Below are 24,288 nucleotides of genomic sequence, written 5' to 3' on the forward strand. Positions count from 1 at the left end.
TGAGAGATGAAAAAAATAATCGTACTTGCCATTTTTGTTTTTCTTGCCGCCTTGTTCGGTCGCACCTGCCTGTACACCGTCAATGAGCGCGAATACGCGTTGGTGTTCATGCTCGGCGAGTTAAGAGACATCGTGGACAAACCCGGACTTCATGTGAAGCTTCCGGCTCCGCTTCAGAATGTGGTTTATTTGGATAAGCGCATCCTGACGATTGATACGCCGGTTGCGGATTTGGTCCAGACAAGCGAAAAGAAGAACCTGATGATCGACAGTTACGTCAGATGGCGTATTTCCGATCCGCGCCGCTACTGGGTTTCTTTCCAGGGCAGCGAAAGAGCGGCCGAAGACCGTATGTCTTCGCTGCTTCGCGACGTGCTGAACCAGGCGGTGAACAGAAGAACCGTCAACGACATCACTTCGCGCGACAGAGCTCAGGCGATGGCTGAAATTTCCGAAGCGCTGCAGAAGCGCGTAACGGATCTCGGCATTGAAGTGGTCGACGTTCGTCTCAAACGCGTGGACTTTACTCCGGAGATTTCCGAGTCGGTTTACCGCCGTATGGAAGCTGAGCGTAAGCGTGTCGCAAGCGAAGAGCGCTCCAAGGGTGCTGCTGAAGCAGAAAAGATTAAAGCGGACGCGGATCGTCAGAGAACCGTCATTCTGTCCGAAGCGTATCGTGACGCTCAGGACATTAAGGGCGCAGGTGACGCTAAAGCCAACGAGATTTATGCTCAGGTCTTCGGCAAGGATCCGGAATTCGCGAAGTTCTATCGTTCTTTAGAGGCGTACCGTCAGTCCTTTAACAAGCCCTCTGATATGCTGGTTGTTGACCCGAGCAGCGAGTTCTTCCAGTATCTGAAAAACTCAAAGGCCGGCGCTCAAAACTAAATATCGCTAGGTAAGAAAATGGAAACCCTTCTCTGTGCAATAGGCTTTGTCCTTGTACTGGAAGGGTTTTTACCTTTTATCGCCCCTGACTTCTGGAAGAGGGCCGTGCGCGAATCGACCAGAATTCCTAGCGAGAAGATCCGAATCATAGGCTTTGGGAGTGTAGTCTTAGGGTTGGTTGTTGTTTGGTCGACAATGTTAGTTTTTTAGAAGGGTTGAATTATGTCAGTATGGCTTCTTCCCGAGAACATCGCGGACATGCTTCCGCGGGAGGCTCGAGTTATTGAAGCAATGAGGAGCTCGTTTCTGAGCCTTGTCACTTCACACGGATTTGAAATTGTCCGTCCGCCGCTTGTGGAATATGTAGATTCTCTTTTGACAGGGACCGGAGGCGATCTGGACTTACGTACCTTCAAAATTGTCGATCAGGTTTCCGGCAGAACGATGGGCATTCGCGCGGACATGACGCCGCAGGTCGCTCGTATCGACGCACACATTCTCAACCGCGAAGGCGTCTCGCGACTGTGCTATGTCGGAAGCGTGCTGCATGCAAGACCGCTGCATCCGATGGCTTCACGCCAGCCGTATGTCGCGGGCGTCGAGCTTTTCGGCTCCACGAGCGCTTACAGTGACAAAGAAGTGATTTGTCTCGGTCTTGAGGCGCTCAGGACATTTAATATTCAGAACATTATGCTGGATCTCGGCCACACCGGTGTCGTTAAGGCGATTCTGGACAAGGATCCGGCTTCCGGCTCGGTGCAGGATCAGATTCTTTTTGCGCTCAGCCACAAAGACAGAACCTCGATCGAAGAGTTCAGAGGAGTACTGCAGGATCGAACGGTTGACGCGCTGTTAAAACTTGCCGTCATGTTTGGAGATGAATCGGTTCTGGATAAGATTGCCGAAGAATTCTCCGACTATCCTGAAATTCTTCCTATTTTGGATCACGTACGCTGGCTCGGCAGAATGAGCGGAGCCGACGGCGTGAGCTATGACTTTGCCGACGTTCACGGCTATCAGTATCTGACCGGTGTGACTTACAGCGTCAATATTCCGGGCCGCTATCAGGCGGTGCTGAGAGGCGGACGCTATGACGACATCGGCGCAAGATTCGGCCGACGCAGACCCGCGGTTGGCTTCACGCTTTATTTAAGAGAAATTGTCGCGGTGATGGACACCCGCAGACCGTATGCCGTATTGGCCCCGATTAACGATGAAGACCCTTTGCTCAACGCAAAAATTAAAGAACTTAGAAGCAAGGGATTAATTGTGGTCCAGTCCCTTCCGGAAGACAGTATTGAATCTCTGGAAGAAGCTTATCGACTGGATGAAGAATTGTTATTTGTTGATGGAACTTGGACGGTGACGGAGCGATCTGTCGGTCGTCGAATTTAAAAGAGGACTATATGAGTAAGAACGTAGTTGTAGTGGGCGCCCAATGGGGCGACGAAGGCAAAGGCAAGGTTGTTGACTGGCTGACCGAGAAAGTGCAGGGCGTGGTTCGTTTTAACGGCGGACACAATGCCGGCCATACTCTGGTTATCAACGGCAACAAGACTGTGCTTCGTTTGATCCCGTCCGGAGTGATGCATGCGCACGTCAAGTGCTACATCGGCAACGGAGCCGTTGTTAGTCCGGAAGCTCTTCTGAGAGAAATTGACGATTTGAAATCGCACGGCGTTGACGCTGAAAATAGAGTTTTTGTTTCCGGTCAGTGCCCTCTGGTTCTTCCGTACCATATCGCTCTTGACCATGCGCGCGAAGCCGCACTTGGCGATAAGAAGATCGGTACGACAGGCCGCGGCATTGGTCCTGCCTATGAAGACAAGATTGCAAGACGCGCGCTGCATGTGAAAGATCTTTGCGATCCGGAAGGCTTTGCCGCCAAGGTTCGCGCTAACTGCGAACTGATCAACTTCCTCCTTGTTAACTTCTACAAGGCTGAAGCTGTTGACGTTGAGAAGATGATTAACGAGACGCTTGCCATGGCGCCGAGAATCACTTCCAAGATCTGCGACGTTTCTCACACACTCAATAAGCTGATGGCCGACGGCGAACAGTTCCTCTTTGAAGGCGCCCAGGGCACCATGCTTGACATTGACCACGGCACCTATCCGTTTGTCACATCGAGCAACACGGTTGCGGGTTTTGCTAGCCCCGGCGCCGGCATCGGTCCTCAGAAACTGAACTACATTCTCGGCATTACGAAGGCCTACTGCACCCGTGTCGGTTCCGGTCCTTTCCCGACAGAGCTGTTTGATGAAGTCGGCGCAGAGATCGCTAAACGCGGCAATGAATTCGGTGCTGTTACCGGCCGTCCGCGCCGCTGCGGCTGGTTTGACGGCGCAGCGCTGAGAAGGTCCGTTGAGTGGAACGGCCTTTCCGGTTTAGCCGTTATGAAGCTTGACGTTCTTGACGGCTTTGAGACGGTTCGTCTTGGTGTCGGATATGAATACCAGGGCAAGCGCATTGACGTAACTCCGGTCGGAGCCGAGATGCTTGCCGAATGCAAGCCGATTTATGAAGATTTCCCGGGCTGGAAAGAGCCCACCTTCGGCATTACGAAGTGGGATGATCTGCCTGAAAACGCGAAGAAGTATCTGAAGCGTCTTTCCGAGGTTGCCGGCTGCCCGATCGCGCTGGTTTCCACCGGACCGGACAGAGGTCAGACCATTCTTCTTCACGACCCGTTTGCTGAATAAATTTTTTATTTGAGGGATATTGAATGAAAGACCTTCATGTATCTTGGGATGAGTATCACCGTTTAATTGAAACTTTAGCCTTTAATGTTTACGACAGCGGCTGGAAGTTTGATTCTCTTTTATGCCTTTCTCGCGGCGGTCTCAGACCGGGCGACATTCTGTCGCGCATTTTTGATATGCCGCTGAACATTTTGGCGACGAGCTCTTACCGAGAAGCAGCGGGTACTGTCCAGGGCACGCTCGACATTGGCAAATACATTGCCTCGAGCAGACCGGACTCTTTGAAAGGCAAGGTTCTTCTGGTTGACGACCTGGTGGATTCCGGTCTGACGTTTAAGCGCGTGACTGAGCACCTGAGAAACAACTACAAAGGCATTACGGAAGTGAGAACCGCGGTGCTTTGGTGGAAGTCCTGCTCGCAGGTTGAACCGGACTATTACGTTGAATACTTAGGCGATAATCCTTGGATTCATCAGCCGTTTGAAGTTTACGACGTGATGCGTCTCGGCCAGCTTGTTGCCAAGGTCGAAGGCCACAGAAAGCCTGAATAACAATTAGTAACATTTATCGAGAACCGTAATTTGCATATTTAAAGATGTCTATGTAGAATTACGGTTCTTGGTTGCCCGGGTGGCGAAATTGGTAGACGCACTAGCTTCAGGTGCTAGCGCCTTCACGGGCGTGCTGGTTCGAGTCCAGTCCCGGGCACCACGCCGAATTCTGAGAGACCCCGTAGCTTTACGGGGTTTTTCTTTATCTTCAATAAATACAATGCGTTACTGCTGAAATATTGCAGAATCTAGAGCCTCTAGCAGAGGCTCAGCTCTTAATCCGAAGGCATCTTCTTTAGAAGTCTGTCTCTTCTTCGTCGTCTTCGTAGACTTGGGCCTTTTCGGGCTCTGCATCAGGAACCGGAACTCCGAGGGCTTCAAATAACATCCGCCTTTTCCCTGCGATTTCACCGAAATAGTAACCTCCGCAGAATCTGGTCTGCATTACATTGTTCAAAGAGTCCAGAACTCTGCAGTCACTGTCATACACCATCGGCAGACTATTATTCTTTTTGCACTCCTCACTGTATTTTCTCAGCCTGGTTCTGACAATCATCGCAATAGAGGTTGCCAGGAACTGTACAAACGTTTTACCAGTCAAGGATTCGTTGTCCGAGACTCGATTTCTTGAGCAGCCCAAGCGGGATTTGAGTGTTTTAAATGTATCTTCGACTATCCAGCGTTCCTGGTAAGCGCACCAAGCTTTTCTAGCATCGGATATTTCGTCGCTTACCAGTACCCGGTAGCCTTTGTGGCGGAGCTTTTGATCCACTTTTTTATTGTCGACGCTGTAGCTGACCGTGCCGTCTTTCTCATGTTTTACAAACACCTCTTCTAGTAATGTTTGTTCGTTTTCATCGAGAGACTTACCGGTGGCCATCTTTTCGCGTATACGAATGATTCTCTCAAACATCCCTTGTCTGGCATTCTCAGCAATTTGTCGATCGAAATAGATATGCCAGTAAAGCTCCGCAGTTTCCTGCGTCTTTTTTGTGGATCTCTGACCCGTTACAGGATTAGGTTCATAAATCCAGCTGATCTTCTTTGTCACCTGAAAGACCTGGGTAAACCAATCCATTCGATTTAAGTCCTGGAGGTTAACTCTTTCTTCATCAATGAGCTCTTGGGTAAGGCTGCCTGATATCCCGCACTTCATGTTGAACAGAAAGCCAACTTTATTTCTCAGGCAGTCATTGATGTTTTTTGTACCGCTGTAACCTCGGTCAGACACAAGAACAACGTTTTGGATGCCTAGTCTGGAGTTGTCAGCAATGACCCGCCTGACGGTTTGTACGTCCGGAACGTTTCCGTCGTAGGTTCGATAGAAGATAGGCAGTCCGCTTTTGGACTCGACCAACATCAGCAGATTAATTTGAGGAAGGTTGTCCTCGTCTTTGTTCCTGCCTCTTTCTACATTTGGCAGCTTATTTGCGTAGCTCGAAATGGAGGTCGAATCTAAAGCCAATGTCAGCCTGTCGTCGTCCCCATTTTTTTTCTTCTGCTCTATTAATCCCTCCTGGATGGCAGAAAAGTAATTTTCTATTTGTTGTTTTTTGATTTTCCTAAAAACCCTGCCTATTGAGGAAGGATGCAAAGCCCCGCCCCATGGAAGACGAGTCGCCTCGGCAAAGGTCGGATATTTAGAAATATTGTTGTCTTGATTGAGCATTATGAAGTAGGCAATCGACAAAACTGTTAGATAGTCTCGGCGCTGTGGGAAGGCCCTTTTAAGAGCTTCTCCGATAGGAGATTGCGCAACGAGCTGATCCAGCGCCCACGTGGCTCCCGCATGCAGTTGTTTGACAGCCATTGCTTGAGAAAGAGTAAAACCGCCTTCACTCACCGCAGTGAAGATATAGTCTTTGCCCTTGCGTTGGCAAATAAAATCCCTTAATTCAGGGCGCTCAGCTAAAAAGTGTTCGTCCCAGCGGATTCGGCCTTCCTTCTGGCCGGAGGTAACAGTACCGACCTTCTTGAAGCTAACTCGATAACTTCTCTTTTTCTCGGAATCCCACTTATTTTTATAGGTGTAAACGTAATAAGCCGAAGGGCTCTTTTTAATAATGAGCGGAGGAAGTTTTGGCGTATGCATAATTACAATCAATTATCTAATTAGGTAATCTAGTATAGCACAAAAAATCATTTTATTCCACTGAAATAAAAGGTTTTTTTGTGATTTTTAAATTTTTAGTTCTCTAGTTCTGCAATTTTTCAGTTCGTTATGCCTAAGCAGGCAAAACTCTTAACCGACAGTCTGAATTATGTTTCCTACAAGAGATAAATCCTGCAGGTACGGCAAACTTCGGTGTCTCCGATCTTACTCCAAGCTTTTTGACTCCGGTTGGAACTCACTTTTCGAATAATTCGAGAATTAAGCAAATGACAAACCTTGTTGATCTGCGTTTGTCAATTTGTCGCGCAGCAGCATGATGTTGTAGTTAGCAAAAATAAAGGAACTTTGAAAGTGGCTGATGGCGATCCCTTCTTGGTAAGCATTTACAAGGGAACAATCTAAGAAGAACTTGATCGGCTTCGATGCTAAATTTAAAAAGCTTATCTACGACGCAGCGGTAGGAGGGGATAAACAGTTTGGCTAAGAATTCTTTCCCTGGAAAGCTCCTATAGTGTTCTTCTTTAAGTATTCCCGGTTCAATTTTCGGAAGACAATTAGGAATCAGCGCCAAAATTCTGTTGCTTGTGTCCAACCCTTCCAGTTGGCAATGTGAGTTTTTAGTTTATTCGTCTCTGGCATTAGCTGATGTCCGCGATAAGAATGTCGCCGTTCTATTTATGTGCTCGTGAAGTTATTTTTAAGGTGTCCACGATTAGGATAATTCTCAGAACAGTGCGGGAACCGTTTTGAACATCTTTACGGTGCTTAATGATGGTCGTTGACGGAACTTCAGGAAAAATAAGTATGTAGGCAGGCGTCGTTTATCTATTGCCTTGTCCATGTGATCGACAATCTTTACAGGTGTACGCTGTTGAGAATGACGTTCGAATCGTTGGGAGAAATCAGCAGTTGGATCAGTCGAATTATTTTTGAGGACCAATCTTCACTTTGTTGCTTGGAGCAATTCTGTTAAAAGGAAACAAAGAGATCGCTCCAGCCCAGTTAAGCCTCGGGTGCGTGCTAAGCGCTTAGCATAGGCGGCTTGTATGGCTCTTGCCCTGGAGCGACCTTCTTTTCTGTTCAATTAAATTTTGTTAGATTCCAGCTTTCCTTTTCCAGATTCCGGCTTATAAAACTCTACGTAAGAACTTCGGATTAAAGCGGCATAGACAATTGCCGGGGCGCATTTTTATGTTCAATAACTTTTATGACTTTGTACGAAGTCACAATTTTGTTGTTTTCAATCGATTGAGTCATAACGATGTCTGCCACCAAAGCATCACCGGTCGCAAACGTTTCGTCTCCGGAAAGAACTTGATTCATAAAGGCCACGTCCTCAATTGAAACGAATATTGATTGATCGCCCATAAGGACCTTCCATTTCTTATCCTTTTCAAAGTATGGCGATTTTAGTAAAAGAGCTACGTTCTGAAGAATGTTTTCTGAAAAGTCTTTGTTCTCCGGATCGGCAATGAAAGATTGGTAGTCATTTCTTGATAAAACGAACTCACTTCTTGTTGAAGACAGCTGCATCTTGTCCACACCAGCTGATGCCAGGGGAGAGGCGACGCTATTTAAATCATCTCTGATTTCAGGATGATGAAAATAGAGGTTGTATGTTCTGTGATCGACAACAAGTTTTTCTTCTTTAATTATGATCTTGACTTTGTGTTCATCATCTTTGTCAATTTTTTCTTCGATAAGATCTGGTTTTCTACCGGCAAGCCAACGCTTTAATACAAACAACTCAAGCATAATTTGAATTATTTCGTGAGCGTTGATGAATGCAGATGTCGTATTACAAGTAAGAAGGTCCTTAACCTGTTCAAGAATGCTTGTGTCGAGAAGAAGGTCAATTCCAAAGCTCCCCGGCTTGAATGCTTTGATATAAAGCTGTGCGCTAGCCTTATTCCCATAGATGTTATCGTTGAGCGTTTTAACGAGTTTGTTTAGCGCGACCAAAGACGGAGCAAGCTCCTGAACTTTCATTTGGTGAGAGTCCAGGTCGGAGCCTTCGAAGTGAAGCCTCATGGGTGTTGAGCTTCTCATGCTATTGTTCCTATCGTTCATTTGAGTTGTCAAAATATTTTAATAAATTAAGAAATGATCTTTGTATTCATCTGAGCTTTTTGGAGTGTTTACGTCCCCTCCAGGAATTCTTTATACGCTCGATAGCGACAGTTCTTGTCCTATGTTTCAACCTCCATCTCTCACAATCGAAACAAGCTAATTGTCGTAGCGGTTGCACAGGGATTTATCACCGGCTTGAACGCTTAAATTAACTCCGTTCGAACCATTGAGAATACCGTTCGAATCGTTGAGGGGGATCATCGACTCTTTGAAATTTTGAGTTATTTGTTTTTGTTAAGTTGAGAGACTTATTTTGGAGAGTTAATTTTCCCTTTGCTGTTTGCAGCAATCCTGATAATATGAAATAAAGAGGTGGCTCCAGCCCAGTTAACCCTCGGGTGCGCTCCAAGCCGGCTTGGGGTAGGCGGACTGATAGGGTCTCTCCCTGGAGCCACTGTCTTTTCATTTCAACTCTGCGCTTCTTCACTCCCAATACTTTCATCCTGCAAGATGCTAATTTGCTCTGGAGCCCCGCATGACGAAACGTTATTCGTCTTTGTCCGCATCCTTGGATAATTAAAAAGAGCATCTCTTTTGATAAAAATCAAATTACTCGAGCAGTTCCAAGGGAGAAAATTCATTTGAAACAACAATGAATCAACTCAAAACCAAGGAGCAAACAAAATGACTACATCTCGTCGTTCTTTCCTTAAAGCTTCTGCCTTTGCCTCACTGGGCGGAGCCCTCAGCGCTGCTTCTACAGCTCATGCAGCCGATGAAGCGACACTCAAACTTCCCTCAAAATGGGACGCTGAAACTGAGGTTCTTGTCGCCGGATCAGGCATCGCAGGTATGTCTGCAGCCATTTCAGCGATGGATAAAAATGCCAAAGTTCTCGTTCTTGAAAAAGGTAAGAACTATGGCGGGTGCGCCATCATTAACGGCGGCATTATCGCTTTGGGCGGCGGCACTCGCACTCAAAAAGAACACGGCGTGGAGGATTCGCCTGAGCTTCTGTACAAGAAGCTGACTAACCCACTTCATCACGAGTACCGTAAAAATACTCCTGAACTTATTGCAAAATACTCCACGTGGTGTCCGGAAACTCAGGTTTGGCTTGAGAATCATGGTGTCCGCTTCCTTCCGACATTCACAAAACCCGGTAAGTACGATTCTCAGCATCATGAGTCTTACCACCACATTTGGTGGAGCGATAGCGGTGTCGGCGGAAGAAAGCCTCAGCCGAGCGGCGGTTTCATGACCGGTCGCGGCATCATGATGCCGTTCTACCAATATTTCACAGGAAAAGGCGGCCAGATTCTGTTGGAGCACAAGCTTCTTGACGTGTATGTGTCTCCTGAAGGCGCGGTAATCGGAGCTAAAGTTCAGAATCCTGACGGCGGAATCATGAATATCAAGGCTTCCAAAGGAGTTGTTCTTGCAGGCGGTTCTTGGAAGGCCAATCCTGAACTCCGTCGTTTGACGGATCCGAGATTCACAGAAAATATGATTTCCACCGGTTATCCGTTTGTTGCACCGGACGGCAGTGCCATTCTTGCAGGTGTACGCGCCGGCGGTATGCTTGTTGGCGATCGCTGTGAAGACACTCCGCATTTGAGAAGAAAATTTGGTACGGCTCACTACGGTTTCCCGAAAGGCAGCAAATACGGCGCTCCGGGCCTTGGCATCTCAGGTCCGCGCTGGGCAGAAGTTATTTTCACCAACAAGAGCGGCGGCCGTTTTGTGAAGGAAGTCGATAAGGCAAATCTCGGCGGCTACTCTTTCTACGATGTCGCTCTGGCTCAGCCTGATCAATTCCTCTGGACAGTCTTTGACGATGCCACTGCCAAGAAATATCACTGGGATACCAAGGCTCCGACATGTGAAGAGAACTATGCGTTTACAGCGAATAGTCTTGCCGAGCTTGCGAAACTGACCAATCAGCCCAACCTTGAAAAGACAGTTGCTCGCTACAACACGTTCGTTGATGCAAAGAAAGATGATGATTTCGACAAGCCCGCAGAAAGCCTGACGAAGAAGATCGAAACCGGTCCCTTCCATGCGGTACGTCTCGTACTCTGCGTGCATAACCTTACGGGCGGTCTTGCGATCAATGATAATGCCCAGGTTCTTGGTCAGGATATGAAACCGATCAAAGGCCTTTATGCGGCAGGCGAAAGCGCCGGTGGTCTTTATGTAGGCAACGGCATGCCTCGTGCCATCATGCCGGGCCGCTGGGCCGGTGAACACGCAGCCGGAAATTAAACATCTTTAGAAATCAAATAGCCCGGCGGCAGCGCTGCCGGGTGCAAATGAAACAGCCATGAAATATTTTGCAGTTATGATTCTTCTTGCCTGCTCAGTTTTTTCAGCTCAAGCGGCAGAAGAGATGATGAAAAAAGAGCAGTGCTTGGCTTGCCATGGTCCGACGTTCGATGACCTGATCAAGAAAAACGTTCAAGCCAACTCTGACAGCGGTCCCGTCAATCCCCATGTGTGGATTCCTCATGCAGGAGGTCCGGACAAGAACGCGACAGAGTGTATTGATTGTCATGCGCAGCACTCAATGCCTCCAAAGCCCGGCTACAAAGATGAATCGGCATCTCTTGAGCCTTGTTACGCATGCCATCATAATTACCGGCTGAAGAAGTGCTCTTCTTGTCACGGCGGTTAAACTAAAGTGAAGATGCTGCGGAAAATTCTTATCCTCCTACTCTTGATTCCCATCGTCGGCTTCTCCGAGTCTTCTGAGAAGCCGATCACTATTGGTCTGATACATTTCTCCGCGCCCCTTAGCAACGATATGGACTTTTCTCCGAGTCTGAAGCATCTTCAAAAAGTCTTCGCGCCGAGGAAAGTTATTGCGAAGGTCTACAGCTCCGCCGATCTGGAGAATGCGGTTAAAGAGGGGAAGATCGATTTCTTCTACGCAAGTTCCGGATTTTTCTATCGAATGCTGAGGTTTGGTGCCCGTGACATTGCGACGGTGGTCACAAACGAGAAGCCGGAGCCTAACTTCGGGACAGCAGGCGCATTCATCACGAGAAGGGACAGAACCGATATTAAGACTCTGGAAGATATGCGCGGCAAAACCTTCGCGGCCAATTATGAATCGGCCTTTCACGGGTATCGGATTGGCATAGCGGAGTTGGTGAAACACGGCTACGACCCGAAGAATTTTTTTTCGTCGACGCATTTTGTCGGAGAGTCAGCGCATAAACTGCTGGACGAAGTTATTTCGGGCCGGGCGGAAGTTGCCTTCATCAGGGCCTGCTGGCTTGAAGAACACGAGTACCAAAACATTGCAGTGTTCGACAAAATCAAAGTTGTAGCGCCCAGACCTGGAAAGATTGCTTGTCTGCACTCTACGAGCGCATATCCCAACAACACTTTCGCTGCGACATTCAGCGTTAAGTCTGAATTGGCCCGCCAGGTCGCAGTTGCATTGCTTTCCATGAAACCGGGGCCGACCGGTCAGCATTGGTCAATAGCGACAGACTTTAAACCGGTGGACGAACTGTACAAATCTCTTCGCGTCGGGCCCTATGAATATCTGAATCAATGGTCGGCAAAGCGCGTTCTGAAAGAGTTTTGGCCGATCTTTGCCATCATTATTCTTGGCGTTTTAGGATTGATTGTCCACAGCTGGCGCGCTCAAAAGCTTATCGACCGCGCAACGAAGCGGCTTTTAGCGGCGGAAAGGACGAGACGAGAGGTAGAAAAACGCGCACAGGAGCTGACCGCCAAGATGGAAACAGAGCAGAAGTTGAATCTGGTCGCTCAGCTTTCGTCGATGTTTGCTCACGAAATGAATCAGCCGCTTGCTGCCTGCAAGTATTTTGTGGACGGATTAAAAGCGCTGCTTAGGAGCAAAACCGCTATCAGCGATTCGGTGCTTCTTTACAGTGTCAGTAATATGGACAAGGAGTTAGACAGAGCCTCGTCAATTGTTAATAAGGTTCGCGAGTACTCCAAACAGACGGCATCGCGGGATTCAAAAGTGGATATTTCCTCGATCCTTCATGAAATCTGCCAAACATTGGCAGTTAAATTCCCTGAGGCGACTCTCCATACTCCTGACATTGAAGAGAGCGTATTTATCGAGGCTGATGCGGTTGAAATTGAGATTCTTGTCTGGAACTTATTGAAGAACGCGCTCGAAGAGTGTTCTGCGGTTCAAGGGGCTACGGACATTCAGCTGAAAACCTCCGGAGAGACTGCCTGCCTGACAGTCTCAAATGAAGGTCGAAAGATGTCTGAACAAGACGTGAAAAATTTATCTCTTAATGTCTTAAAGAGTGATAAGCGCGAAGGTCTGGGATTGGGACTGAAAGTGGTTCATTCAATTCTTGAAGCAATGAACGGCACGATTGATTTTCGAGCGAATGACAATGGCGGTTTGACTGTCAAAGTTTGCTTTGGCTTATGGAAAGAGGAAAGCGATGGCAACGGAAGACAAGATTAAATCTCGTTTCCTGGTACGAATTGTTGACGATGATCCCGGCGTTCTCACGGGGCTGCAGTTTCTTCTGACTTGTTTAGGATGGAAGTCGGTCGGGTACTCGAGCGCCGCTGAGTTTTTAGAGAAGGACAACCGCGATATTGCCGGTGTCGTTTTATTGGATATTCGTATGCCGGGGATGTCGGGGCTTACTCTTCAGCAGAAGCTGATTGAGGAAGCCTGTAAGCTTCAAATTGTGATTATCACAGGACATGCCGACGTAGATACGGCGGTACGAACATTGAAGCGAGGCGCATTTGATTTTTTAACGAAGCCGGTGACCTCTGAAAAACTTGAAGCTGTTCTAGACGAGTGTGCAAGGAAATATCTGGCAAAGGAGTCCGGACTTTCAGCTCGGGAGCTGATTGAGATATTTAATGAGCTCAGTGTCCGAGAGAAAGACATTTTGAATCTTGTTGTCAAAGGGCTCACTAGTCGTCAGATTGCGGAACGGCTAGGTCTTTCAGAGCGGACGGTGCAGGGACATCGATTAAATCTTTCAAAAAAATTTAATGTTCACAGCAAGAGTGAACTGCTGGCTTGTTTAGGTGTCATTGAAAAGGCGCTATCGCCGGGAAACTGAAAGAGCCTTCACCACAGAAAGCTTGAGGAAGAGCGTCATCGGAGTCCGGATGCCGCTGCAGTGATGGTCATATACGGTAAATTAGGGACGCAGAAGACCGATCCTTCCCGGACCAACAATGGACGTCTAGAAAGCAGGTCTTCTTTGCCTTCAATACATTCGCGCTATTTTTTCTATCAACCAATCATTCATGCGTTTATAGATTTTGGTTTTTGAGAAAAGCCAAATCGCAATGATGTAACCCAAAAAATAACCGAAATATTCCAGCCAAGCAGGGTTGGCCTCAATCAATGCTCCGAGGCCTTCATAACATATGATAAGAACTGCACATAGAAGCAATACTACAAGAGGCAGGAGAAAAAGACCGAGAAGATAGCTGTAAAAAACAAGAAATGCAGAACCAAAAATGCCCACCAACAGCAACGTAACGAGATCCATACCAAGTTCCCCCTGTTTACATTATAGGATTACCACGTTTTTCTCGAAGACTTTTTTTTGTGTCAGGTGTAGGCCCGCGTTTTTCTTTTATCCCCTTCCAATTATGGCACCTGAAGGTTTTACGGAGGTCAAGGAAGTTTAACAATCTGCTTTTCTTTCTGCTGCTGAAGCAAGGTGTTTTTTGCAACTGCGTGGAAACCTTTCCAGCGTCTTTTGGATGCTTAATGATGATTGCCAACCGTATTTCAGCAATAACAAGTATGTAGGCAGGCCGTATGTACGACTATTGCCTTGTACTTAAAGTAGTCAACTATTTTTAGGACAAGACAGAGATCCCCAAACCGGTTGTTGTTACCTTTGTCTATATTCTTCCTAATGCGAAAAACGTACTAAATATCATTAAAAATCATCCCTCGGAGTTAATCGTATCGTTAGTTGAGCAAACTACCGGAAGAGAGTGTGTTGAGGTCCGCCAAACCTTCAGTGGAACGGAAATGCCTGAAAGGGTTGCTCAGTATTTTAATTTGCCGGTTAAAAGCCCCTCGTTAAGAATACTTAGGCAATATTTGGATGAATGGGGCAGAACCATCGTGGCCTCACTGTCGTATCATCCGGCTGACAAGTTCTCGTTTTCGATTTCTGCTAAGAAAAAACTTTCGAAAGGCATTTAGGGCAAACCAAACCTTTAAAGATGTCGATTCCCTGTAACCTTTCGTTAGCACGGCTAGAGCAGTTTTTTTGAAGCTGCAGCAGCCGCTACAATGACTTCACTACTTCGAGGTGCCTATGACAAGTAAAAAGGAAACATCTGTTTTCTACACTTTTAGAGTCATAAAAAACCTTGAAGCCCGTGTTATCAATGTTGCTAGGTTTTTTCTTTTTTATTTTTTGTCGTAGTAGAAGTAAATAGGTCTCTCATAGCAGCAAAGACTTTCAGCTTTCTCCTGAGGGTACTGGGCTGTTCAAATGTGTCAGGGACAGTTAACCCGGCTACGGACATAATGTCCGCAACTGTCTCATTAAATCCGCTTGTCCCGTAGAACTCAACTTTTTGGGTTGGATTAATCAACGCAATGCTGGCTGAATTTAGGCTATGGACAATTTCATCCGGAGTCCTATGCTTGCCGGCGTCATTCAATTTATGCTCTAGGTATCTACTGATGCACAGCGCCAGATAACAGGTTAAGAAGTGGCCTCTGACATGTTCCGGCAGTCGAACATAAACCGACCTTGCCTGCAGAGAGCTTTTCAGGTTTCTAAAGCTGTTTTCTAGGCGCCGCAGATTCCCATAAATCGCTAAGACTTCTTGTGCGGGAGAGTCCAAGGAAGTTTCCACGACGTGAATCCCGTCAAATTGTTCCTGCTCTTCAATGAGATTACTGCCCGGTCCGGCCGTCTTCTGCTGCATGTCCACAATTACAAAGCTTCTTCCGCCTCGTTTGAAATTGGCTTTTATGTTGGAGGGATGCTCTATCAGCAAGTTGGCTTCCCTGATTAGCCTGTCTCGATCCATTCTATCTTTGGCGGCGCGGGACGGAGTCACGTGATTATGTATCTGCGTTTGATCGTGCTTTTAACGTTCTTTGCCGACTTAGTTGTTTTGTGATTGAGTTGATTTTCTAAATCCTCCAGCTTTTTCTCATCATTCTGCTCAAAGACATAATTCGGATATCTATAAAGAATCGGCTCCGTAACATGCAGTTCCTTGTACCAGCCTTCTTCAATGACCTCACCGTCACTGCCTGTACGGATCAGCGGCTTGCGCCCCTCAGGGTCAAGTACCTGAGCTTTGATGTCTTCACTGGCGCCTCGGATCTTTGAGGATAGAACGTAGTTATTGCCAAGCTTAACCAGTGCGTCAATGTTGGCTTTGCTGTTTAAGCCTCTGTCGGCGACAACCGTAAAGTTTGATACCTTGAACTTTTTCTTGAGCTCGGATATGAAGGGCACCATGGTTGCCGCCTCCGCCTGATTTCCTTTGAACAGAGAGTAATCCAGCGGTAATCCTTGCTGATCCGTGGCAAGAGCCATCACCACCTGTACCTCGTTGAACTTCTTATCTTTCGAGTATCCAAAGTCACGAAGTGCATCCTGGTCTGTGCTTTCAAATGCGTATGTCGTAATGTCGTACAGGCACACAGCTGTATTTCTTGTCGGGACTTGCTTACCAAACTGCTTATTAACGTAATCAACGATTGCAGATTTGTTCCTGCATAGAACATCTAAGGACTTATAGATGTGGTTGACATTGTCCGAGGAAAAGCCTAGATACTCAGCCGGACCGTGAACGGAGGAACGCAGCTTCGAGGCAGGGTTTAAGACTCTGAGAAGCACCAGATCCTTAGTTATCTTTGCCAAGTCATACTTGAAAGCGGCATCCTTAGAAATGTAGTTCAGTTTGTAATCCAGATTCAATTCATCGTAGATACTCTTGAGGATAAGATCCCCGGCGCATCGGTTATCGAATCGAGCATCTTTCATTAGACTTTGGTTTTGCATCAGCTCGGCCAGCTCAGAGTTTAAGTTCTCCAGAGTGGCCGGTGTCGAGACAATTTTCCTGCCTTGAACACCGCGGTTCATCTCGTCGACTTCCAACTGAACCTTCTCAAGTGCGTTCGGATCCTTTTCCAGAAGATCTTTTTTCTTTCCAAGACGTTTAACAATCTCCCGTACCGGGTGGTTGACGCCTGGTTTTCTTACCGAGCATCCAATGTAAACACTGGCGCTTTCTTTCTTAGAGCTGAATCCGATTCTGTAGTGCATGAGTACGTACCTGGATAAAACCTCTATTGTTATACGTATAGTTAATACGTAAAAGCAAATAATAAAATAGGCGCAAAAATAAGAGCCCATCGGGGCTCATGAGGCTTTTAGTTAGCTAAAAAGTGAGAAACAAGAAAAACTCCAGCCCAGCAGGTGGCCGCAGTTTTTGAGAAGTAGATGATGATTAACTGTCTATGGAATTTTCTAAAAATTGTAGAAAATTTTCGAGTTCTTTGTCAGAAAAATATGAAATGTTGTAAAGAGACAGCATGAATAAGCCTTCTACTGCGAGAACGGCTTCTGCCGTTCGATTTTTGTCCCCGATGCTGTCGCGTATTCTCTGAAATAGACTGCGGTACCAAGACTGTAAAGGTTCCATGAGGGAAAGATCAAAAGCCTGAACAGCAAAAATTGCCGCACCCCAAGTACGATTTTCAGGCTCAATGCCATTGCTTTTTCGGAACCACTCGATGAAGGCCCGAACAAGGGGATAAGACTTACCCTTTTGATGAGAGAGTGCAGTCTCGAGCTCTTGAGAAAGGTGATCCACATACTGCTGCATAAGGGCCGTGATGAGACTTTTCTTACTAGGGAAATGATAAAGAACGCCACCCTTACTTACGCCTGCGGCTTCAGCTACGGCATCAATGGTGAGCTGTGAGACGCCGTATTTGACGGCAACTTCTCGTGTCGCGCCCAAAATCAGTTCTTTCGTTTCGACGCCGGAACTTCTTCTGCCTTTTTGCCGACTCTTATTTCTCAGTTGATTTTCTTGTTCAATCATTTTTTGATCCATCCTGCCAAGAAGACTAACACAAAAAAATAAATATGCGAGAAAACACTAATAGCTCGTATAAAATCAGTTAGTTAATATATAAACCGTCTGGACGGTATAGTAAATTAAGGAAGAAAATGAAACCATCAATCTCAATAAAACGCCGCAGTCTTTTACAAGGAATAGTTGCTGGAAGCATAGGATCGGCCCTTGCAGGAACTGTTAGTGCTGCCGAAACTAATTACTCTGAAAGTCACGACCTTGTCATTGTAGGAAGCGGATTTGCCGGATTAGCTACTGCATATGCTGCATTGAAAGCAGGTCTTAAAGATATTTTGATTCTTGAAAAAATGGAAGCTTTTGGCGGAAATTCGTGCCTGTGCGGTGGTCTGATGTCACTTCCATTGAGCCCGAAGCAAAAAGCCCTTGGTATTACAGACTCAGTCGAGCTGATGGTGGGAGATATGTACAAGGCTGGCAGAGGATTTAATCATCCCTCTCTTGCCAGGAAATTTGCCGAGGATGCGGCAAGTGTTTGCGGGATGCTCGATGAATGCGGTGTAGAACTCAAAGACAAGGTGATTCGTTTAGGCGGCCACAGTACTCCCAGAGCGCTAGTCCCCGCAAGCGCCTCTGGCGGAGGTATTGTTGTGCCGATTCATAATTGGCTCAAGAGCCGAGGGGTTCAATTTAGAAATCGCACACAAGTTACTGAACTTATAGTGACTGACGGGAAGGTCAGAGGTGTGCGTGTCAATGAGGGATATGACTGGCAAACAGGGAAGTCGTCAAGAACAAAGACGATCGGAACGAAGGGAGCGGTGGTTGTCTGTACAGGCGGCTGGGGACAGGACAATTCGTTCGTTAAGACTACGATGCCGGCTTATGCCCTTCTTGAATGCACATCTCAGCCGGGTGCAACAGCCGAAATGCTCAGAGCTCTTCTGAAGGCCGGAGCTCTTCCTACAATGCTGGATATGTATCAGTTGGGACCTTGGGCTTCTCCCGATGAGAAAGGTGCCGGACCAGCCAGTTTCTTCGCTACTACGCTTTTGCTGAAGGTATCTCGATTAATCCGAAAACCGGGAACCGTTATATGAATGAGTTGGCGGACAGGAGAACGCGTGCAGAGGCGCAATTGAAAGTTCTAACTCAGAGCGACGCCGATAAAATTAACTATCCGATTGTGTTCTGCTCAGAAAAAACAACAGAGCACGCCGAAGGGTTTAAAGCTGCTTATCGGGATGGCTGCGTATTTCGTCATTCGACAACTGAAGACTTGGCCAAAGCTTACGATATCCCGCTCGATGCGCTGAAGAAGCAAATTTCAGAATACAACGAAATCGTGGCTGGGAAAAAACAAGATCCGTTTGAAAAGCCCTTAGATGTTAAGCAAAAGTTGGAAGCACCCTTCTACTCCATGAGACTGACTCCGAAACTTCACTACTGCATGGGTGGAGTGGCTATTACGCCGAAGGCAGAAGTTATTTCTTATGAAACGCTCAAGCCAATTTCCGGACTCTATGCAGCCGGAGAAATAACGGGTGGTGTACACGGGATGGACCGTCTTGGCGGATGCTCTTCTGTCGACTGTATGGTCTTTGGTTTGGAGGCCGGACGGAACGCAGCAGCTTTAGTCGAAACGAGAAACGTGGGAACGCAGAAATAGGAATGGGCAAGAAAATGAAAAAAAATACGATACTTGGTCTGGTGTTATTTTGTCTTGGAATTCAAGGAGCGTTTGCCTCAGATCTGGCCGGAATGCCGATGAAGCATAAAATGGCTTCTCAAATGCAGTGTTCTGTTTGTCACGGTGCACAAACTGATTTCTCGAAGCCCAAGAGTGACGCTTGTGTTGCTTGCCACGGTCCGATGGAAAAGATACAGACCAAAAAGAACTCAAAAGATAAGTACCCTCATCAATCTGCTCACTATGGCAATACGGTGGAATGTTCAGTATGTCACTCAGAACATAAGCAGAGTAAGGACCTTTGCAGTAACTGTCATAAAGTTGAATGGCAGAATTTTAGATAGTAAACAACTCTAGATCATTTTTACCAAGGAGAAATCATGTGTATCAGCAAATTCATTGTGCCTGTGGTTGGCTTGTTATTAACAGCTTCGGCGTCGGCTGCCACACACGTCTTAGATGGAAAGAGCCTTTCTGTAGATGAGCTATGGAAAATTTCGGAGCCCGGAGAAACTGTCAAGGTTTCTGATGACGGATGGAAACGCATTAAGGCTTCATATAAAGCACCGATTGACGCAGCCACAGACGGACGAGATATTTACGGGCTGACTGTGAATTATGGCGCGTTGAAAGATCAGAAAGTTGCCGGATCATCTGTAGAAGATGAACCAAACCGATCGGCTTCTATTCAGTTTAACGAAAGACAAATGCGCATTCAGGCGGCCGGTTTAGAACCATTCTTTGACGATCGTATCTCCAAGATGGCGATGGTGATCCGTTTGAATCAGATGGCAGCAGGCTTTACCGGAATGAGTGAAGCAGCCGCAAACGCTTACATGGAGTACATCAACAATGATGTTTGCCCCCTGATCCCCTCCAGAGGATCCGAAGGTGCTAACGATCTGAGCATGGTGACACACATTGGTTTGGCTTTAATGGGAGAGTGGGATGTGAGCTATAAGGGGAAACGAGTTCCCGCTGCTCAGGTTCGTCAGCAGCTTAAATTATCCCCTTATCATCCGTTCGGGATGGATGGTATTTCCATTCTTTCCAATAGTAATGTTGCAGAAGCCCAATCAATTGCGGCAGTAAAGAAAGCTGAGCATTATCTGAAGTTAAGTCCTGTCGTAATTGCTTCCAGTCTTGAAGCTCTGAACGGTAATGTGTCGCCATACCTTTGGCATACGGTTGATACAAAAGGCTGGCCCCAAGGGCACGAAGCGGCTGAAGCTGTTTTGGCGAATCTGAAGGGTTCATATTTGTGGAAAAAAGATTCAAAACGTTATCTGCAAGATCCTCTTAGCTTCCGTTCTGCAGGCTATATCCTTGCAGCGGCACAGGAAGAGCTTCGACAGGCTAAAGACCTCTTAAATACAGCGATTAATCACACTACGGATAATCCGATTGTTAATACCAACGCAAGGAATGATCTTTGGTATAGCAGCGCTGAGGTCTTAGATGAAATGCGTGCTGGTAAGCCGAATGTGTTTGTTAACTCCTGTTCTAACTTTGACAATACTCAGCTTGCGCTCCAGCTGGAATCTCTTACTAAAGCGATTGGCCAGGTTATTCATACCTCGGCTTGGCGTACGACTCAGCTTGTAGACGGCCACAGGACCGGCCTGCCGACTTACCTCGTTGCAAAAGAAAATAACGGAGGAGACGGATTTGCCAATATTGCTCAGTCAATGTCTGGTCTTTACGCCGAGGCGATGGCTCTGACGAATAGCGCCATTGGTTACGGAGTTCCGACTTCAATCGGTATTGAAGAAACTTTCTCCAATGTTAACCTTACGGCCGATCGGCTTTCCAAGGTGGCTGATATAGGTTATGAAATCTACGCCTATGAAGTCCTTCATACCACTCAGGCCATGGATATGAGAAAACAGGAAGGTAAGCAAATGGGTGAAGGTACTGAACAGCTTCTGAAACAGTATCGCAAAGTTGTTCCGTTTGTTTCTAAAGATCGTTTCTACACCCCGGATATCAACAATGGCCTTCGCGTGCTCAAAAATATCGAGTTCACACAAGTTAAATAACTTGTGATAACGACGCACTAATTTCAATAATTACTCTCGGCAGCCTGTGCAGGCTGCCGGGTACAAGGAATTTTATATGAAATGTAAACTTCTTCTCTCAGCTCTTATATCTGCTGCCTGTCTGAACGCAACTGCTTCCGAAGTTACTCTTTATGGCGTGATTGACGAGGCTGTCACTGTGACGAAGCACAAAGGAGAATCTGCCGTTGTAAAAATGGATAACGGTATTTACGCAGGCAGCCGTTTCGGTTTAAGGGGAGTTGAGGATTTAGGCAATGGCAATTCCGTTGGGTTTATTCTCGAACAAGGGTTTAATGCTGATGACGGATCAGAAGCCTATGCTGGAAAAGCTTTTAGTAGAGAGGCACTGCTTCAGGTCAAAGGCAAGTGGGGCGAATTAGCTTTTGGTCGTGCCGGAGGTCTTTCTTCAGACTGCGGAACGTATACCATCCTTCACGGCGGAGCACTATGGACCTCATACTACACGGATGGAAATTTAGCCAGCGCGTTTATTGTGAGTGACAGGATGGACAATCTTGTGGTTTATCGATCTCCAGAGTTTTCCGGGATGTCTATTACAGCGATGTATTCAAACGGGACAGGCCTGAACAGTGAGGGAGAGGATAATCAGAAGTGGTCTAAGAATTCTCATTACTATGGTATTGGCTTGGACTATTCTCACAATGAAACGATCTTTAGCGTTATATGGGAATTACTTGATAACAAAGACCTTGGCGCCAAGTCTACGCAGCTTTTTACTCTAGGAGGTCAGCAGGGTTTTGGAGATTGGACGTTTTGGGCCGGCTACCAGTATGCTCATAATAGTCAGATGCTGCCGGGCTGGAATTATGCGATGCAAGGCAGAAAAGGAGTCTCTCAGCACGCAGTGACAGCGGCGGTTGGTCGTAAAGCCTGGGGCGGAGAATGGAAGTTTGAAGGTAACTATGCGCATGGCAAATCTAACCATTCTGGGAAAAAATACAATATCTGGTCTGCAGGCACGGCTTACGAGTACCCTGTGAGCAAACGCACGCTAACTTATGTGTACGGAGGCTATGGAAAGGCAAATAAGCTTCTTAATACCGATGAATATAAGTCCGCATTTAATTCCTGGACCGTTTGTTTGGGTGTGAGCCACAGCTTCTAATCACAACATTTCCAATTGAATGATACCTAGCCTATGCCTGACAGAGACCTTGTTAGGCATAGGCGTTTTCCTGATTCCGTCTTGATTTTTTAAACGACTTCGCTGTGTATCCCTTGAGTGCCAAGGCATGAATAGATTTTAGCGACTTCGTAGTTCAACGATTCAGCGGGTTTTAAAGCCTTTTCCGGGAAATAGCCGCAACGTGGACACTCTACAATCTCCCTTTCTCTTGAAGACTTTTTTAACTTTCACTCCAGCCCCTTTTACAAGCTAAGAGTCTCAGCCCATGGGGTTAGTTCAGCGACGGGTCACTAAACTTGTCGTTTGACATTTTATTGAGGATCTTTCAATTCAGGAAGCCTCCAGAGGTGCTTACGGAACCAATTAATATTTGTGGTTTTGATGACGAAAACAACCAGAAAAAGCCACAGGAAAAGACCGTGCAGTAAGTCACGAAAAAAGGGATTGGAAATCTCTCCGATGGCTTTCCATACAAGAATGACGCCTGCGACCGGAACCAAGACAAGCAACGGGAGTCTGACCAGACCGATTAAGATAAGAAGAACAAATCCTACGGTGCTTTGCATAACGCTGTCCATGATGCTCATAAGTCACCCCCTTCACGAGCATTATAAGATTTACCGCTTACTTTTGGTGTTCCCACTTTTAAGACGACCGACTCCGGAAAAAGAGTTCACAATTCCAGAGAGCCGCAGGAATAAGCGTATGGGCAGGGGATTTAGCTATTTTCAACCGAGAGGAGCAGAGGCAAATCTTTTCTCTGAGCCGATTGACAATAAGTGTGTGGTTTAGGTTTCACTCTAAAGGGAAAAGTGACAATTCTTCGGCTGCCAAAGACAAAAAGGATTGTCCTCATTGATTTACTTTAGGTAAAATTACCAGATTAGGGTTCTGTTGGACCCTTCTAACTTTCGGAGAAAAAAATGGCTCTTGTGTCGTTGCGTCAACTTCTTGACCACGCAGCAGAAAATAACTACGGTATTCCCGCCTTTAACGTCAATAACCTCGAGCAGGTTCAGGCCATTATGCAGGCCGCAAACGAGGTCAATGCTCCTGTCATCATGCAGGCTTCAGCAGGCGCTCGTAAGTACGCAGGAGAACGATTCCTTGAACACCTGATCAAGGCCGCTATTGAATCCTATCCGCATATTCCTGTTTGTATGCATCAGGACCATGGTCAGAGCCCGGCTGTGTGCCAGGGCGCAGTCGATCTTGGATTCTCTTCTGTCATGATGGACGGCTCCCTCATGAGCGACGGAAAGACAATTTCGACTTTCGAATACAACGTGAACGTGACAAAGGAAGTTGTCGGCTTTGCGCACAAAGTCGGCGTTTCTGTTGAAGGCGAACTGGGTTGCCTCGGTTCTCTCGAAACCATGAAGGGCGACAAGGAAGACGGACACGGCACTGACGCTGAAATGACTCGTGATCAGCTTTTAACTGATCCGGATCAGGCTGCAGAATTCGTCAAAGAAACACAGGTTGACGCTTTGGCGATTGCGATCGGTACAAGTCACGGCGCATACAAGTTCACACGCAAGCCGACAGGCGACATCCTCTCGATTCAGCGTGTAAAAGAAATTCATGCGCGTATTCCGAACACACATCTCGTGATGCACGGTTCTTCCTCTGTTCCTCAGGAATACCTGGAAGAAATCCGCAAATACGGCGGTCAGTTCCGCACAACATACGGCGTGCCTGTTGAAGAAATCGTCGAAGCGACTAAGTATGGTGTTCGCAAGGTTAATATCGACACCGACATTCGTTTGGCGATGACTGCCGCAATTCGCAAGTACTTCGTAGAAAATCCTGAAGCCTTTGACCCGAGAGCTTATCTCAAGGCCGCTAAACAGGCTTCTGTTGAAATGTGCAAGTCCAGATACCTTGCTTTCGGATGCGAAGGACAGGCTTCCAAGATCAGCCCGCTGCCGCTTCCGGAAATGGCTCGCCTCTATAGCGAAGGCGTTCTGGCGCAGAAGGTTAAGTAATTCCGATTCGAACAGACCG

At 46.9% G+C, this 24,288-nt stretch carries 23 protein-coding genes and 1 tRNA gene; 17 read left to right on the forward strand and 7 right to left on the reverse strand.

Features of this window, described 5'->3' with window-relative positions; translation table 11 throughout:
• Positions 1-6: 6 nt before the first annotated feature.
• The 6 genes from hflC (at position 7) to AC6I1F_RS01875 (ending at position 4,301) form a co-directional block, all read left to right on the forward strand.
• Entirely contained in the window at positions 7-888 is an 882-nt protein-coding gene (gene hflC, locus AC6I1F_RS01850) for a protease modulator HflC (protein WP_160335054.1), read from the forward strand.
• Between the two features lie 18 nt (positions 889-906).
• A complete protein-coding gene (locus tag AC6I1F_RS01855) occupies positions 907-1,098 on the forward strand; it encodes a DUF2065 domain-containing protein (RefSeq protein WP_160335055.1) in 192 nt (63 codons plus the stop codon).
• Positions 1,099-1,110: 12 nt separating this feature from the next.
• The gene (locus AC6I1F_RS01860; RefSeq protein WP_160335056.1) at positions 1,111-2,283 is read left to right on the forward strand and encodes an ATP phosphoribosyltransferase regulatory subunit; all 1,173 of its coding nucleotides are present in this window, start codon (positions 1,111-1,113) and stop codon (positions 2,281-2,283) included.
• 11 nt (positions 2,284-2,294) lie between these two features.
• The gene (locus tag AC6I1F_RS01865) at positions 2,295-3,590 is read left to right on the forward strand and encodes an adenylosuccinate synthase (protein WP_289163972.1); all 1,296 of its coding nucleotides are present in this window, start codon (positions 2,295-2,297) and stop codon (positions 3,588-3,590) included.
• A gap of 23 nt (positions 3,591-3,613) precedes the next feature.
• Complete coding sequence (locus tag AC6I1F_RS01870; protein WP_160335058.1) at positions 3,614-4,141, forward strand: phosphoribosyltransferase; 528 nt, start codon at positions 3,614-3,616, stop codon at positions 4,139-4,141.
• Between the two features lie 73 nt (positions 4,142-4,214).
• Positions 4,215-4,301: transfer RNA gene (locus AC6I1F_RS01875), tRNA-Leu, on the forward strand.
• Positions 4,302-4,436: 135 nt separating this feature from the next.
• Here the strand turns inward: AC6I1F_RS01875 and AC6I1F_RS01880 are convergent.
• The gene (locus AC6I1F_RS01880) at positions 4,437-6,233 is read right to left on the reverse strand and encodes an IS1634 family transposase (protein WP_497801586.1); all 1,797 of its coding nucleotides are present in this window, start codon (positions 6,231-6,233) and stop codon (positions 4,437-4,439) included.
• 1,176 nt (positions 6,234-7,409) lie between these two features.
• Positions 7,410-8,324 (reverse strand): LAPAL motif-containing putative phage structural protein, encoded by a 915-nt coding sequence (locus AC6I1F_RS01885; protein ID WP_497801587.1) that lies wholly within the window; start codon positions 8,322-8,324, stop codon positions 7,410-7,412.
• A gap of 684 nt (positions 8,325-9,008) precedes the next feature.
• Here AC6I1F_RS01885 and AC6I1F_RS01890 point away from each other — a divergent pair.
• Genes AC6I1F_RS01890 through AC6I1F_RS01905 form a run of 4 tightly spaced genes read left to right on the forward strand, consistent with a single transcriptional unit; the run spans position 9,009 to position 13,408 of the window.
• Positions 9,009-10,589, forward strand: coding sequence for an FAD-dependent oxidoreductase (locus tag AC6I1F_RS01890; RefSeq protein ID WP_304626734.1), 1,581 nt, complete (start codon positions 9,009-9,011; stop codon positions 10,587-10,589).
• Between the two features lie 58 nt (positions 10,590-10,647).
• Positions 10,648-10,998, forward strand: coding sequence for a cytochrome c3 family protein (locus tag AC6I1F_RS01895; RefSeq protein WP_290150589.1), 351 nt, complete (start codon positions 10,648-10,650; stop codon positions 10,996-10,998).
• A 12-nt stretch (positions 10,999-11,010) separates the two neighbouring features.
• Positions 11,011-12,789: a sensor histidine kinase gene (locus tag AC6I1F_RS01900; protein WP_289171469.1), complete on the forward strand. Its 1,779-nt coding sequence runs from the start codon at positions 11,011-11,013 to the stop codon at positions 12,787-12,789.
• On the forward strand, positions 12,767-13,408 hold the full coding sequence (locus AC6I1F_RS01905) for a response regulator transcription factor (RefSeq protein ID WP_251451670.1): 642 nt from the start codon (positions 12,767-12,769) through the stop codon (positions 13,406-13,408). The genes AC6I1F_RS01900 and AC6I1F_RS01905 overlap by 23 nt, the downstream gene beginning before the upstream one ends.
• A 150-nt stretch (positions 13,409-13,558) precedes the next feature.
• Here the strand turns inward: AC6I1F_RS01905 and AC6I1F_RS01910 are convergent, their stop codons facing one another.
• A complete protein-coding gene (locus AC6I1F_RS01910) occupies positions 13,559-13,846 on the reverse strand; it encodes a hypothetical protein (protein ID WP_289077701.1) in 288 nt (95 codons plus the stop codon).
• Positions 13,847-14,211: 365 nt separating this feature from the next.
• On the opposite strand from AC6I1F_RS01910, the gene AC6I1F_RS01915 reads away from it, so the two are divergent.
• Entirely contained in the window at positions 14,212-14,517 is a 306-nt protein-coding gene (locus AC6I1F_RS01915) for a UTRA domain-containing protein (protein ID WP_353939319.1), read from the forward strand.
• Positions 14,518-14,711: 194 nt separating this feature from the next.
• On the opposite strand, the gene AC6I1F_RS01920 is transcribed toward AC6I1F_RS01915, so the two are convergent.
• From AC6I1F_RS01920 to AC6I1F_RS01930, 3 genes are all read right to left on the reverse strand, one after another.
• Positions 14,712-15,359, reverse strand: a complete 648-nt coding sequence (locus AC6I1F_RS01920; protein ID WP_290173566.1) for an IS1634 family transposase — start codon at positions 15,357-15,359, stop codon at positions 14,712-14,714.
• A 26-nt stretch (positions 15,360-15,385) separates the two neighbouring features.
• On the reverse strand, positions 15,386-16,609 hold the full coding sequence (locus AC6I1F_RS01925; RefSeq protein ID WP_497801588.1) for an IS1634 family transposase: 1,224 nt from the start codon (positions 16,607-16,609) through the stop codon (positions 15,386-15,388).
• A 184-nt stretch (positions 16,610-16,793) separates the two neighbouring features.
• Positions 16,794-17,393, reverse strand: coding sequence for a TetR/AcrR family transcriptional regulator (locus AC6I1F_RS01930; RefSeq protein WP_289077682.1), 600 nt, complete (start codon positions 17,391-17,393; stop codon positions 16,794-16,796).
• Positions 17,394-17,521: 128 nt separating this feature from the next.
• Between AC6I1F_RS01930 and AC6I1F_RS01935 the strand changes: the two genes are divergently transcribed.
• The 5 genes from AC6I1F_RS01935 to AC6I1F_RS01955 all read left to right on the forward strand — a co-directional run bounded on the left by AC6I1F_RS01935 (position 17,522) and on the right by AC6I1F_RS01955 (position 22,260).
• Positions 17,522-18,484, forward strand: a complete 963-nt coding sequence (locus AC6I1F_RS01935; protein ID WP_289164037.1) for an oleate hydratase — start codon at positions 17,522-17,524, stop codon at positions 18,482-18,484.
• Positions 18,481-19,053, forward strand: coding sequence for an FAD-binding protein (locus AC6I1F_RS01940; protein ID WP_289164038.1), 573 nt, complete (start codon positions 18,481-18,483; stop codon positions 19,051-19,053). The genes AC6I1F_RS01935 and AC6I1F_RS01940 overlap by 4 nt, the downstream gene beginning before the upstream one ends.
• 2 nt (positions 19,054-19,055) lie before the next feature.
• Positions 19,056-19,418 (forward strand): cytochrome c3 family protein, encoded by a 363-nt coding sequence (locus tag AC6I1F_RS01945; protein ID WP_289164040.1) that lies wholly within the window; start codon positions 19,056-19,058, stop codon positions 19,416-19,418.
• A 36-nt stretch (positions 19,419-19,454) separates the two neighbouring features.
• Positions 19,455-21,113, forward strand: coding sequence for an HAL/PAL/TAL family ammonia-lyase (locus AC6I1F_RS01950; RefSeq protein ID WP_289171990.1), 1,659 nt, complete (start codon positions 19,455-19,457; stop codon positions 21,111-21,113).
• Between the two features lie 76 nt (positions 21,114-21,189).
• The gene (locus AC6I1F_RS01955) at positions 21,190-22,260 is read left to right on the forward strand and encodes a porin (RefSeq protein ID WP_289077678.1); all 1,071 of its coding nucleotides are present in this window, start codon (positions 21,190-21,192) and stop codon (positions 22,258-22,260) included.
• Between the two features lie 332 nt (positions 22,261-22,592).
• Here AC6I1F_RS01955 and AC6I1F_RS01960 read toward each other — a convergent pair whose 3' ends face one another.
• On the reverse strand, positions 22,593-22,847 hold the full coding sequence (locus tag AC6I1F_RS01960) for a hypothetical protein (protein ID WP_289077677.1): 255 nt from the start codon (positions 22,845-22,847) through the stop codon (positions 22,593-22,595).
• 357 nt (positions 22,848-23,204) lie between these two features.
• On the opposite strand from AC6I1F_RS01960, the gene fba reads away from it, so the two are divergent.
• Positions 23,205-24,269 (forward strand): class II fructose-bisphosphate aldolase, encoded by a 1,065-nt coding sequence (gene fba / locus AC6I1F_RS01965; RefSeq protein WP_289171987.1) that lies wholly within the window; start codon positions 23,205-23,207, stop codon positions 24,267-24,269.
• Positions 24,270-24,288: the final 19 nt, after the last annotated feature.

It is taken from the genome of Parasutterella sp. St.1A3, from assembly GCF_059728705.1.